Genomic DNA, 13303 nt, shown 5'->3' with positions numbered 1-13303 from the left:
CTTCACCGTTTCATCTGGGAGCTCGCATGGAGTGGGTGTTCGAAACGCTGGGGATCGACCCGCAGGCTGACGTCAAGACGATCCGCAAGGCTTATGCGCGGGCGCTGAAGCAATGCGACCAGAAGACGGAGGCCGAGCGCTTCCAGCGCATTCGCCAGGCTTATGAGTGGGCGCTGCGCCATGCCGAGCATGCGGAGCGGGTGGCGGTTGTGCCGCAGGCCTCGGCCGCGCCGGAAGAGGAGCCGCAGGAATCGCCGCAGGCGGCGCGACCGGTACCTGTGCCGGTGCGCGTCGCGCTGGCGGATGACGCGCACGAGCTGGCCTCGCAGGTCTTCGCCGAGTTCGTGGAAGCCACTCGTGCGCCCGGTCCGGTTGCGATGAGCACGCTGCTGGCGAATTACTCCCAGGACGCGCGCCTGACTTCGCTCGACGCCAAGATGATGTTCGAGCAGGCCGTGCTGTTGCGCGCTTTCGCCGCGCCTCCCGACATGAACCTGCTGGACGAGGCTTCCGAGCTGTTTGCCTGGGAAACCTCGAACCGGCATCTCGCGGCGATGCGGCCCGATTTGGTGCATCGCCTGCAGCGCCAACAGATGCTGCGGCGTTTCCTGGATAACGGTGACGGCGCCGATCGCAAACAGTTCGTTGAGGCGGTGCAGCTCTACGCTCTGTGCCAGCGCGATCCCCGCGAGAAGGCCATGCCCTGGCAGGTGGCCGATGCCAACCGCTTGCTGGATCGCTATGCGGCCTTCCGGCCAGAGCTTGCCGAGCGCTTCGGCGGGGCCGCTTTGCAGTGGTGGCAGGAGCGGCTGCGCGAGAACGCGACCCTGCTGCGGGCCTATGAGGAGAAGCAGCAGGCACCGGCCTCGCCCGCACAGTACAAGCCGCGGCAGCGCAGTACCGGTAGCGGCTCGCCGTTCAACTGGCTGTTCCTGCTGCCGGTGTTCTTCGCGTTCATGCATACTTTCAGTGGCGGTTCTTCGTCGTCGCGCGATCAGCAGCAGCCTGCCTATACAGCACCCCAAGTGCAGATACCGCAGGAACCCTCGCAGCTTGCGCGCATCGCGTACGACGACGCCTTCATGCGCCAGATGGCCGAACAAGGCGACCCCGCGGTCCAGAACCGACTCGGCGAAAAGATCAGGCTCAAGGCGACCGATGCACAGGACTATCGCGAAGCCTTCGAGTGGTTCCAGAAGGCGGCCGAGCGCGGACATCCGCCGGCGCAGTACAACCTGGGCCTGATGTACGAAGAAGGGCAGGGCGTCGCGCAGAATCCGGTGAAGGCGCTGGAGCTGATCCGTCAGGCGGCGGTAAATGGCCATGCCGAGGCGCAGTTCCATCTGGGGGCCATGTACAAGGACGGGCGCATCGTAGAAGCCGATGCGCAGCAGGCGCGCCGATGGTGGGAGAAGGCGGCGGCGCAGCACCATCTGCCCGCGCAGTATCAGCTTGGTGTGCTGTACGCCAAGGGCGAGGGCGTAGAGCAGAGTTACGAGACCGCTGCGCGCTGGTGGGCCACGACCGCGTTGTCGGGCAATGCGGATGCGCAGAACGCTCTGGGTTCGCTCTATGCGCAGGGCTTGGGTGTCGCGCAGGATGACACCTTGGCGTTTCGCTGGTATCGCAATGCGGCGGCCCAGGGGCATGTTGCCGCGCTGGAAAGCCTTGCATCGATGTTTGAGCGGGGCGTGACCGTGGCGAAGAATCCGGTGATTGCGGATGCGTTGATGAGGGTGGCTGCTTCGAGAAAGGGACCGATTCAGTTCAACACCACGCCGGCTATGGCGAGTCTGGAGCGTGGACTGAGTGACGAGCAGCGGTATCACGCCAGGCTGCTGGCCGGCGACCTGGCCGGCTCGATCAGTGCCGGTTCGAGCTCGAATCGGGATTTCATCGCCGCGCTGGATAGGGCGGCTTCGGGGCATATCGTCCCCGGTCTTTGATCCAGGCAAGCGACTGCCTCACATCCCCCTCTCCCCTCCGGGGAGAGGGTTGGGGTGAGGGGCCGGGCGGAGCGGTGAGCGGAGGGTTGAGAAAGCCCAAAAGCTTTTCTTCGCTTCATGGAAGCTATATCGCGAGCACCCGCCCCTCATCTGCCTGCCGGCATCTTCCTCGCTCCTCAAAGCAGAGCACATCCATGTGCTCTCCCCGCGTGCTCCCCGGCGGGGAGAAGAGTTCGATAGGAGCCGCTAGGCCACCCGATCGCCTCGACGTACCCCCTCTCCCCTCCGGAAGGGAGAAGAGTTGCAGGACACACGGTGACGTTTTGTCTCAGTGCACCTGCGCACCCTACCTGGGATGATCCCCCACGGCCTCCATCAACACCCAGCACCCGACGTGACCCGACCGCGCCTGCACAAGCCCATCGCATGGCTGGCTTTCGCCGCCATGTGGCTGCTTGTCGCCGCGCCGCCGATCTCCCAGGTATTGGCCGCGGCGCCGGTCATGGCGATGGCCGATGGCGCCATGCACTGCGACGAACACGCCGGCCATGGCGGCGATGCTTCGCCGCACCCGTCGTCGCTGGACAAATGCGGCTACTGCGATCTGCTGGGCCATAGCCCGGTCGTCAGCAGCGTCGCCTGGCTGCCGCCGGCCACGCCGCCATCGCCGTACCGCTTGCCGTGGTTCCTTTCGGCGCCGCGCACCTCGCGAACGCTGCTCCTGTCGGCCGCGCCGCGCGGACCGCCGGCAGACCTCAACGCCTGATTGCCTTCGATCGTGCCGGCACGCGGAGCGTGCCGGCTGCGTTGCCGTCTTCCAAGGAACTGCCATGCATTCCGTTCTCACACACGGGCGCGCTCGCGTGCGTCCAGCGTTGCCTGTGTCGCATCCGCGCAACTATCGCGTCCACGCCTGGATGGTTTTCGCCGCCTGCAGCGCGGCACATGCGGCCGATACGCCGCAGACGCTGCCGCCGGTGGTGGTCACCGCGCCGATGCAAACCGACCCGCTCACCGTCGTCACCGACCCCAAGGCGCCACGCCAACCCGTGCCCGCCAGCGACGGCGCGGATTTCCTCAAGAGCATCCCCGGCTTCTCCAGCATCCGCAAAGGCGGCAGCAACGGCGATCCGCTGCTGCGCGGCATGGCCGGTTCGCGGCTGAATATCCAGATCGACGGCGGGCAGATCGGCGGCGGCTGTCCGTCGCGGATGGACCCGCCCACGGCGTATATCTCGCCGCAGCTGTTCGACAAGGTCACCGTGATCAAGGGGCCGCAGACGGTGCTTTACGGCCCGGGCAATTCGGCGGGCACCGTGCTGTTCGAACGCGAGTTCACGCGCTACGCCGCACCGAAGGCGAGCTTCCAGGGCAGCCTGCTCGGCGGCTCCGCCGGCCGCAACGATCAACTCGCCGACGCCCGCGCGGGCACGCCCGACGGTTACGTGGAACTGCGCGCCAACCACACCCATGCGCAGGACTACCGCGATGGCGACGGCCGCCGCGTGCACTCGGCCTACGACCGCTGGAACGCGGACACGGCGATCGGCTGGACGCCGGACGACGATACGCGCCTGGAATTGACCGCCGGCAAAGGCAACGGACATGCCGCCTACGCCTTCAGCGGCATGGACGGCGCGCAATTCCTGCGCGAGAGCGTGGCGTTGAAACTGGAGCGACGCCACCTGAGCAACCGCTTCGACAAGCTCGAAGCCCAGGTCTACTACAACTACGCCGACCACGTGATGGACAACTACACGCTGCGCCGGCCCGACCCCGCCAGCATGATGCCGATGGCGATGGCCAGCGACGTGGACCGGCGCACGCTGGGTGGGCGCGTCGCGGGTACCTGGATCTGGCCGGATGCGTGGCAGCTGACCGCCGGCGTCGACGGTTCGGTCAACACGCACACCATGCGCAATGGCGGACCGCCCGGCAGTCCCATGGGCGATTACCGCGATCTGCCGCGCGAGCGCGATGCGCGCTTGCGCAGCGTCGGCGCCTTCGCCGAGGCGCGCTGGAGCGTGGCGAAAGACCGGCGCGTGATCGGCGGCGTGCGGGTGGATCGCGCGTCCGCGCAGGGCTACGGCCTCGCGCGGGCGCACGAGGACATGGGCATGTCCATGGATATGGGCGGCGGCATGGATTCAGTAGCTACGGCGAATGCACGCCGCGACTCCACGTTGCCTTCCGGCTTCGTGCGCTACGAACAGGATCTCGCCGCCATGCCGGCCACGGTCTACGTGGGTGTCGGCCACGTGCAGCGCTTTCCCGATTACTGGGAGCTGTTCGGCCAGCATGCGGACAAGACGCTGGCTTCGTTCTCAGGCCTGCGTCCGGAAAAAACCACGCAGCTCGACGTGGGGCTGCAGTACCGCACCGCGCGCCTGCAAGCCTGGGTTTCCGCCTACGCCGGCGTGGTGAATGACTTCATCCTGTTCCGCTACGGCCAAGGCATGGCCGGCGGCAGCGCGATGAATGTGCAGGCGCGCATCGCCGGTGGCGAAGCCGGCATGGTGTATGCGCTGAACAAGCATTGGAAAGCCGATGCCACGCTGGCCTATGCCTGGGGTGCCAACCGCACGGAGCACCGTCCGTTGCCGCAGATGCCCCCGCTGGAAGCGCGCCTGGGCCTGACCTACGACAGCGGCACCTGGTCTGCCGGCGCACTCTGGCGGCTCGCCACCGCGCAGCGGCGCATCGCCGTGGGCGAGGGCAACCTGGTCGGCCAGGACCTCGGCGCCAGCGGCGGCTTCGGCGTGTTTTCGCTCAATGCGGGCTGCCGCCTGGGCCATGGGCTCACCCTCAGCGCAGGCATCGACAACCTGTTCGGCAAGACCTACGCCGAGCACGTCAATGCGGCGAACGCCGGCCTGGCCGGTTATGTGAACACCGTGCGGGTGAACGAGCCGGGCCGCACCGGCTGGCTGAAGCTCGACCTCGACATCTGACCATTCCGCGGCGGCGCGCAAGGCCGCCGCGGCCTATCATGTTTCCCTGCCTGCGAGGCATCTGCCCATGCTATCCATCCGCCGCTGTTCTTCCTTCGCGTTCGCCGCCGTACTCGCCGCGCCCGGCCTGGCCGCCGCCTGTTCCACCTGCGGCTGCTCGCTCAATTCCGACTGGTCCAGCCAGGGTTATGCCACCAGCCTCGGCTGGCATCTGAGCTTGCGCGAGGATTACTTCAATCAATCGCAGCTGCGCAGCGGCGCGGACAGCGTGAGCCGCAGCTCCTTCGCCTATCCCGCCGACGAAGAAGTGCAGCGCAAGACGATCAACCGGAACACGCTGCTGGGCGCGGACTACAGCCTCTCGCGCTACTGGGGCCTGTCGCTGCAGCTGCCCTATATGGACCGCCACCACCAGACCATCGCCGAGGGCGACACCGGCGTCTCCACCTCCGACGCGCGCGGCATCGGCGACCTGCGCGTGCTGGCGCGCTACCAGGGCTTCAGCGACGACGCCGGCATCGGCCTGCAGTTCGGTTTGAAGTTGCCGACGGGGCACTTCAAGCAGGACTTCGCCTCCGGTCCGCAGGCCGGCGAACTGCTGGATCGTGGTCTGCAGCTGGGCACCGGAACCACCGACGCGCTACTGGGTGTGTACAAGTTCGGCTACCTCACCGATTCGATCGGCTACTTCGGCCAGGCGATGGCGCAGATCGCGCTCGATGCACGCGAGCATTTTCGTCCCGGCAATTCGCTCAATCTCAATCTTGGCCTGCGCTATCTCGACGCCGGCCGCTTCACGCCACAGATCCAGCTGAACCTGCATGGCGAGCGGCGCGAAAGCGGTGGGCTCGCCGATCGGCCGAACAGCGGTGCGGTGCTCGCGTATCTGAGTCCTGGCATCGGGATCAGGATCACGCCGCGCCTGGATGCATTCGCCTTTGTGCAATTGCCGGTGTACCAGCACGTCAACGGCCTGCAGCTCGAACCTCGCCGCTTGTGGTCGCTGGGTTTGCAATACCGGCTTTGAGTTTCTGGTCTGAAATCTGGCTGAGATATTCCTGACTTAAACGCGCGCATTCGATAAAACCCGGCGAGCCGATACGAAAAACGGCGGCCCGTTTCCGGACCGCCGTTCGACGTTCAAGCCTGCGCTGTGCGCTTACGAGCGGCCGTAGACGTCTTCGAAGCGCACGATATCGTCTTCGCCGAGGTAGCTGCCCGATTGCACCTCGATCATCTCCAGCGGCACCCTGCCCGGATTGCGCAGGCGATGGACGCTGCCCAGCGGGATATAGGTGCTCTGGTTCTCGGCCAGCAGGAACACCTTGTCGTCGCAGGTCACCTCGGCGGTGCCGGACACCACGATCCAATGCTCCGCGCGGTGGTGATGCTTCTGCAGGCTGAGCGCCGCGCCGGGCTTCACCACGATGCGCTTCACCTGGAAGCGATCGCCGGCTTCCAGCGAGTCGTAGTTGCCCCAGGGGCGGTGCACCACGCGGTGCAGCGAGTGCTCGCTGCGGCCCATGGCCTTGAGATGGTCGACCACTTTCTTGACGTCCTGCGCCGCGTTGCGGTGCGCGACGAGGGTGGCGTCCGGCGTGGTGACGACGACGAGGTCGTCGACGCCCACCGTCGCCACCAGGTGGCGGTCGTGCGAACGCAGCAGCGAATTGCGCGTGCCGATGGCCAGCGTGTCGCCTTCGAGCAGGTTGCCGTTGTCGTCCTTGGCGCCGGCCAGCCACAGCGCGGACCACGAGCCGATGTCGCTCCACTCGCAGCTCACCGGCACCACGGCTGCGTTCTTGCTCTTCTCCATCACGGCGTAGTCGATGGAGTCGTCCGGCACCTTGGCGAAGTCGTCCTTGTCCAGGCGCACGAAGTCGAGGTCGGCCTTGGCCGATGCGAAGGCCTTGCGCGTGGCTTCCAGGATGGCCGGCGCGTGCGCGCCCAGTTCTTCCAGGTAGCGCGCGGCCTTGAACAGGAACATGCCGGAGTTCCAGTCGTAGCCACCTTCGGCCAGGTAGCCCTCGGCAGTGGCCTGGTTCGGCTTCTCGACGAACTTCTCCACGCGGTAGGTGCCGGTGCCGATGGATTCGGCGCGGCGGATATAGCCGAAGCCGGTCTCGGGGCGGTTGGGGCGGATGCCAAAGGTGACCAGCCAGCCTTCGCGGGCGGCCGGCAGGGCGGTTTGCACGGCCTCGACGAAGCTGGCGGTGTCGCCCACCAGGTGGTCGGCCGGCAGCACCAGCAGCAGGGCTTCCGGATCGGACTTCAGCGCCTGCATGGCGCCCAGGGCGATGGCCGGCGCGGTGTTGCGCGGCGCGGGCTCCAGCATGATGGTGGCGCCGCTGACCTCCATGTCCAGCAGCTGGTCGGCGGCCAGGAAGCGGTGGTCGTCGCTGGCCACCACGATCGGCGCGGTGGAGTCGGGCAGGGCGATGGCGCGGGCCACGGTCTGCTGGAACAGGGTGCCTTCGCCGGTCAGTGAGAGGAACTGCTTGGGCAGGTTCTTGCGCGAGATCGGCCACAGGCGCGTGCCGCTGCCGCCGCTGAGAATAAGGGGGATCAACATCGCGTCAGGATCCAGGCGAAATAAGGGATTGCAGTACGTCTTCCAGGCCATGCTGCCACGGCGGCAGGGTGGTGCGGAACGTGGCCTGGAATTCGCGGTTGTCCAGCAGCGAATAGGACGGCCGGCGGGCCGGGGTCGGAAATTCGCTGGTGCCGATGGCGGTGACGCGCGGCACCCGCGCGATCAGGCCCAGGGCATGGGCGCGCTCGACGATGGCGCTGGCGAAGCCATGCCAGCTGGTGCTGCCGCCGGCGACCAGATGATGCACGCCTTCCAGGGCCGGGCGTTCCGCGGCCGGGGCGGCCAGCCAGCGCTCCAGCGCGGCCAGCGTGGCCTCGGCGATAAGGCCGGTGCTGGTCGGCGTGCCGACCTGGTCGGCCACCACGCGCAGTTCGTCGCGCTCGCCGGCCAGGCGCAGCATGGTGCGCAGGAAGTTCTTGCCGTGCGCGGCATAGACCCAGGCCGTGCGGAAGATCAGCGCATGGCCGCCCGCGGCCAGCACCGCCTGCTCGCCGGCCAGCTTGCTGCGGCCGTAGGCGCTCAAGGGGCCGGTCGGGGCGTCGACGGGGTAGGGCGTGGGGCTTTCGCCGTCGAATACGTAGTCGGTGGAGTAGTGGATCAGCAGGGCGCCATGCGCGGCGGCCCACTGCGCCATGGCGCCGGGCGATGCGGCATTGACGCGATGGGCGAGCGCTTCTTCCTGCTCGGCGCGGTCGACCGCGGTATAGGCAGCAGCATTGATGACTACGTCTGGCTGCACGGCATCGAGCAGGGCGGTGACGCTGGCGGGTTCCGCCAGATCCGCGGCGACGGTGGCCACGTTCGCCACCGGCGAGCCGTCGCGCGTGGTGGCGGTGAGCTCGCCCAGCGCGGCCAGGCGGCCGCTTTCCAGGAAGGTCTGACCCAGCTGGCCGGCGCCGCCGAACAGCACGATCTTCAACGCACGAACTCCGGCAGGCGCTCGGCCGGGATGTCCTTCAGGAACGGGGTTTTCTCGTCCTTCTCCGACAGCAGCGGCGACTCGATCGGCCAGTCGATGCCGATGTCGGCGTCGTTCCAGCGCACGCCGGCATCGGCGGGGCCGTCGTACAGCGCGGTGCACTGGTAGCTGAAGGTGGCGAATTCGGAGACCACGCAGAAGCCGTGCGCGAAGCCTTCCGGGATCCAGAAGTGGCGCTTGTTCTCCGCGCTCAGCATCACGCCCACCCACTTGCCGAAGTCCGGCGAGCCGCGGCGGATGTCGACGGCGATGTCGTAGACCTCGCCTTCCAGCACGCTGACCAGCTTGCCCTGCGGATTCGGCCACTGGTAATGCAGGCCGCGCAGCACGCCGCGCGCGGAGCGCGAGACGTTGGTCTGCACGAATTCGCCGGTGATGCCGGCCTCCTGGAAGCGCGCCTTGTTGTAGCTCTCGTAGAAGAACCCGCGGGCATCGCCGAAGACGCGCGGTTCCAGCACGAGCGCGCCAGGCAGCGAGGTTTCCACCACTTTCATCGTACGGGTCCTTGTTCAACCATGTGCTGCAGGTACTGGCCATAGCCGGTCTTGGCCAGCGGCGCGGCCAGGCGCAGCACCTGCTCGGCGTCGATCCAGCCGTTGATGAAGGCGATTTCCTCCGGGCAGCAGACCTTCAGGCCCTGCCGGTTTTCGATCGTCTGGATGTAGTTGCCGGCTTCGGCCAGCGAATCGTGCGTGCCGGTGTCCAGCCAGGCGAAACCGCGGCCGAGCTGTTCCAGGTGCAGCGAGTCGTCTTCCAGGTAACGGCGATTGAGATCGGTGATCTCCAGCTCGCCGCGCGGCGAGGGCTTCAGTTCCGCGGCGTAGTCGCAGGCGCGGTTGTCGTAGAAATACAGGCCGGTGACCGCGTAGTTCGATTTCGGCTTGGCGGGTTTCTCTTCCAGGCCGATGACGCGGCCGGTGCCGTCGAATTCCGCCACGCCGTAGCGCTCCGGATCGCGCACCCAGTAGCCGAACACCGTGGCGCCGTGCGCGCGCTGCGATGCGCGGCGCAGCCGTTCGGTGAGGCCGTGGCCGTAGAAGATGTTGTCGCCCAGCACCAGGCAGCTCGGCTCGTTGCCGACGAAATCGCGGCCGATGATGTAGGCCTGGGCGAGACCGTCGGGCGAGGGCTGCGCGGCGTACTCGATGCTGATGCCCCACTGCGAGCCGTCGCCGAGCAGGGTGCGGAACAGATGCTGTTCGTGCGGCGTGTTGATCATCAGGATCTGCCGCACGCCGGCGAGCATCAGCGTCGCCAGCGGGTAGTACACCATCGGCTTGTCGTACACCGGCAGCAGCTGCTTGCTCACTGCCTGCGTGATCGGATACAGCCGCGTGCCGGAACCGCCGGCGAGGATGATGCCTTTCTGCGTAGTCATGTGCCCAGACGCTCCATTCGGTAGCTGCCGTCGAGAACCCGCTGCACCCAGGCCTGGCTGTCGAGATACCAGTGCACGGTCTGCGCGATGCCCGATTCGAAGGTCTGCGACGGCGACCAGCCCAGCTCGCGCTGCAGCTTGCTGGCGTCGATGGCGTAGCGGCGATCGTGGCCGGGGCGGTCCTTGACGAAGGTGATCAGGGATTCGCGTTTGCGGCCGTCGGCCAGCGGATGGCGCTCATCCAACAGGGCGCAGATGGCCTTGACCACAGTGAGATTCTCGCGCTCGGCATTGCCGCCGACGTTGTAGGTTTCGCCCACGCGGCCTGCCTCGAGCACGCGCGCGATGGCGCTGCAGTGGTCGCCGACGAACAGCCAGTCGCGGATGTTCATGCCGTCGCCGTATACCGGCAGCGGTTCGCCGGCTAAGGCCTTCTGGATCACCAGTGGAATCAGCTTCTCGGGAAACTGATACGGGCCGTAGTTGTTGGAGCAGTTGGTGGTAAGTACCGGCAGGCCGTAGGTGTGGTGGAACGCGCGTACCAGATGGTCGGAGGCCGCCTTCGACGCGGAATACGGCGAGTTCGGCGCATACGGCGTCTGCTCGGTGAACTTGCCTTCGCTGCCGAGCGAGCCGTAGACCTCGTCGGTGGAGACATGCAGGAAGCGGAACGCTGCGGCCGCCTCGCCTTCCAGCGATTTCCAGTAATCGCGCGCCGCTTCGAGCAGGGCCAGGGTGCCGACCACATTGGTCTCGACAAAGGCGGCCGGCCCGTCGATGGAGCGGTCCACATGGGATTCGGCGGCGAAATTGACGATCGCGGACGGACGATGGGTGGCGAGCAGCTGTGCGATCAGTTCGCGGTCGCCGATATCGCCTTGCACGAATACGTGCCGGGGGTTGTCCTGCAGCGAGGCCAGCGTGTCGAGGTTGCCTGCGTAAGTGAGCTTGTCCAGGTTGACGACTGTTCTGCCTTCGGCAATCGCACGCAGGACGAAATTGGCGCCGATGAAGCCCGCGCCGCCCGTAACCAGCAGGGGCGAGGATCCAGCAAGAGAACGACTCATGGATGGGGTCCGTAGTGGGGGCGGGAAAGGAGAGCGGGCAGCACGGCGCCCGCATGCATCTTTTCAATGATGCCTGCACGAATCCCAGTTACCAAGCTTCGGACGGCGCGGAATGCGAGCCGCGTCAGGTCAACAATCCGCGGATTCAGCTCCGGGTCGCGGTTGTGTACGAGCGCACATGCAAGGGATCGCCTTGTCCGGCCGGCCGCGATGCGCGCGCCAGCACCGCGCTGGCATGCCGGTGCAGAGCCAGGTCCAGCGCATTGCTCGCCATGAAGCGCGCGTGCAGTTCGCGGCCGAGCAAGGCCTCCAGCCGCTCGAGCTGGGCCGGGACCGATGCAGCGTCGGGTTGCGAGACGTTCTCGCGGTCATAGGCCAGCTTCAGGCCGGGCAGCAGCGGCGCGTAGAGCGCCTGGTAGGTATCGATGGAGCGCTCGTACTGTTCCACCACGCCGGCCATGCCCCAGCGGTCCAGCAAGGCGCAGGCTTCAGCGAGATCGGCCTCGCCCGCGCGCGCCTCCAGGATATGGCCGCAGCGCCATGAAGCCTCGGACAGGTGCACTACCTGGTAATCGCGGATCACGATGCTGCCGGCTTCCTCGCGCAGAGCACGGCGGATGTAGTCGGCGAACCCGACGTTGGCGGCGACCTCGGCGAAGGGCTGCTGCGGATCGCGGCGGGTGAACAGATAGACCGAATAGGCGCGCAGCAGCGGGTGCCGGATGAAGACGATGGGCAGGCTGTCCTCAAAGGGCAGTGGCGGCCGCGCCAGATGGCTGGAGATCGCCTTGTAGCCGGGATGGGCCAGCATATAGCCGCGCAGCTGTTCGGCGCCCTGGATATCGTGGGCATGGCTGCCCTCGAAGCTGCCCCAGGCCTCGCCGAAGCTGCGCTTGAGGCTCGCGTCGACGCTGCTGCCGGCGTTCTTGAAGATATGGTAGTGAACGAGTGCGCGAGTCCGGGTCATATTCGTAAGCATGGCGAAAGTTTGTGATTCCGCCAGGGCAAAACGTTTGATCCGTGGCCCGGTTGTCAAAAAAAGTAGGTTTTAAACAACTGTTTGATTTTAAGGGCGCATTGCCCGCAGCTTGCGTCGATGGTGCGCCCGCCTGAACGCCCGCCGCGCGCGGATTCGGTCAAACACGGCGAGGCAGGTAAGATGCGCGTTTGTCTCGAGCTGGAGCAGGTTTGCTACGTATGGCCAAGTCGAAGAAGAGCGCGGCAGTACAGTCCCCCCTCGGTCTGGGAACGCTGGCCATTCATGCGGGCCAGTCGCCGGATCCGACCACCGGGGCGATCATGACCCCGATCTACGCGACTTCCACCTACGTCCAGGAAAGCCCCGGCAAGCACAAGGGCTACGAGTACTCGCGTACCCAGAACCCGACCCGCATGGCCTATGAGGCCTGCGTGGCGGCACTGGAGGGCGGCGTTGCCGGCTTTGCCTTCGGCTCGGGCCTGGCCGCTGCCGCGACGGTGCTGGACCTGCTCGATTCGGGCAGCCACGTGATCGCGATGGACGACCTCTACGGCGGCAGCTACCGCCTGTTCGAGCGCGTCCGCCGCCGTTCCGCCGGCCTGGATTTCAGCTTTGTCGATCTCAACGACGACCGGGCGCTGAAGGCCGCCTTGAAGCCGAACACGCGGATGATCTGGGCGGAGACGCCGACCAATCCGATGCTGAAGCTGGTCGATCTGGCCAAGATCGCTGCCTTCGCGCGCAAGCACGGCCTGATCCTGGTGGTGGACAACACCTTCTGCTCGCCGATGATCCAGCGGCCGTTCGAGCACGGCGCCGACCTGGTGCTGCATTCGGCCACCAAGTACCTCAACGGCCATTCGGACATGGTCGGCGGCATCGTGGTGGCGCGCGAGCAGGAACTGAGCGAACGCATGGCCTTCCTGCAGAACTCGGTGGGCGCTGTCGCCGGTCCGTTCGACTCCTTCCTGGCCATGCGCGGCCTGAAGACTCTGCACCTGCGCATGAAGGCCCATTGCGAGAGCGCGCTGGAACTGGCGCAGTGGCTGGAACAGCACGCCGAAGTGGAGCGCGTGATCTATCCGGGCCTCAAGAGCCACCCGCAGCACGCCCTGGCGCGGCGCCAGATGAATGGCTTCGGCGGCATCATCAGCGTCGAAGTGAAGGGCGGCTTGCGCAAGGCGCGGCGCATGCTCGAGCGCTGCCACCTGTTCGCCCTGGCCGAATCGCTGGGCGGCGTGGAAAGCCTGATCGAGCATCCCGCGATCATGACCCATGCCTCGGTGCCGCCGGCCAACCGCAAGCGGCTCGGCATCAGCGATTCGCTGATTCGGCTTTCCGTGGGCGTCGAGGATATCGCCGACCTGCGCAGCGAGCTGGCCGAAGCTCTGCGCTGACGGCTACAAAGCG

Annotated in this window: 11 protein-coding genes; 5 read left to right on the top strand and 6 right to left on the bottom strand. The window is 66.7% G+C overall.

The window, feature by feature from the left end; all coding sequences use genetic code 11:
• Positions 1–26: 26 nt before the first annotated feature.
• The 4 genes from KK141_RS01980 to KK141_RS01965 all read left to right on the top strand — a co-directional run bounded on the left by KK141_RS01980 (position 27) and on the right by KK141_RS01965 (position 5924).
• A complete protein-coding gene (locus KK141_RS01980) occupies positions 27–1946 on the top strand; it encodes a J domain-containing protein (RefSeq protein ID WP_214570711.1) in 1920 nt (639 codons plus the stop codon).
• A gap of 394 nt (positions 1947–2340) precedes the next feature.
• Positions 2341–2712, top strand: coding sequence for a DUF2946 domain-containing protein (locus KK141_RS01975; protein WP_214570710.1), 372 nt, complete (start codon positions 2341–2343; stop codon positions 2710–2712).
• A 64-nt stretch (positions 2713–2776) separates the two neighbouring features.
• Entirely contained in the window at positions 2777–4897 is a 2121-nt protein-coding gene (locus tag KK141_RS01970) for a TonB-dependent copper receptor (RefSeq protein ID WP_345777566.1), read from the top strand.
• 67 nt (positions 4898–4964) lie between these two features.
• Complete coding sequence (locus KK141_RS01965; RefSeq protein ID WP_250901483.1) at positions 4965–5924, top strand: hypothetical protein; 960 nt, start codon at positions 4965–4967, stop codon at positions 5922–5924.
• A gap of 132 nt (positions 5925–6056) precedes the next feature.
• Here the strand turns inward: KK141_RS01965 and KK141_RS01960 are convergent, their stop codons facing one another.
• From KK141_RS01960 to KK141_RS01935, 6 genes are all read right to left on the bottom strand, one after another.
• Positions 6057–7469, bottom strand: a complete 1413-nt coding sequence (locus KK141_RS01960) for a mannose-1-phosphate guanylyltransferase/mannose-6-phosphate isomerase (protein WP_214570709.1) — start codon at positions 7467–7469, stop codon at positions 6057–6059.
• Between the two features lie 4 nt (positions 7470–7473).
• A complete protein-coding gene (gene rfbD / locus KK141_RS01955; RefSeq protein WP_214570708.1) occupies positions 7474–8409 on the bottom strand; it encodes a dTDP-4-dehydrorhamnose reductase in 936 nt (311 codons plus the stop codon).
• Complete coding sequence (rfbC, locus tag KK141_RS01950) at positions 8406–8963, bottom strand: dTDP-4-dehydrorhamnose 3,5-epimerase (protein WP_214570707.1); 558 nt, start codon at positions 8961–8963, stop codon at positions 8406–8408. Before rfbC ends, rfbD begins: the two co-directional genes overlap by 4 nt.
• On the bottom strand, positions 8960–9847 hold the full coding sequence (gene rfbA / locus KK141_RS01945) for a glucose-1-phosphate thymidylyltransferase RfbA (RefSeq protein ID WP_214570706.1): 888 nt from the start codon (positions 9845–9847) through the stop codon (positions 8960–8962). Before rfbA ends, rfbC begins: the two co-directional genes overlap by 4 nt.
• Positions 9844–10914, bottom strand: coding sequence for a dTDP-glucose 4,6-dehydratase (rfbB, locus tag KK141_RS01940; RefSeq protein WP_214570705.1), 1071 nt, complete (start codon positions 10912–10914; stop codon positions 9844–9846). The genes rfbA and rfbB overlap by 4 nt, the downstream gene beginning before the upstream one ends.
• 145 nt (positions 10915–11059) lie before the next feature.
• Positions 11060–11881, bottom strand: a complete 822-nt coding sequence (locus KK141_RS01935; protein ID WP_214570704.1) for a hypothetical protein — start codon at positions 11879–11881, stop codon at positions 11060–11062.
• A 230-nt stretch (positions 11882–12111) separates the two neighbouring features.
• On the opposite strand from KK141_RS01935, the gene KK141_RS01930 reads away from it, so the two are divergent.
• Positions 12112–13290, top strand: coding sequence for a PLP-dependent aspartate aminotransferase family protein (locus tag KK141_RS01930; RefSeq protein WP_214570703.1), 1179 nt, complete (start codon positions 12112–12114; stop codon positions 13288–13290).
• Positions 13291–13303 lie beyond the last annotated feature (13 nt).

Source organism: Dyella sp. LX-66, from assembly GCF_018599165.1.
GTDB classification, from domain to species: Bacteria; Pseudomonadota; Gammaproteobacteria; order Xanthomonadales; family Rhodanobacteraceae; genus Dyella_D; species Dyella_D marensis.
Note: the sequence above shows the minus strand (reverse complement) of the source record. Positions and strands in the feature narration are given on the sequence as shown.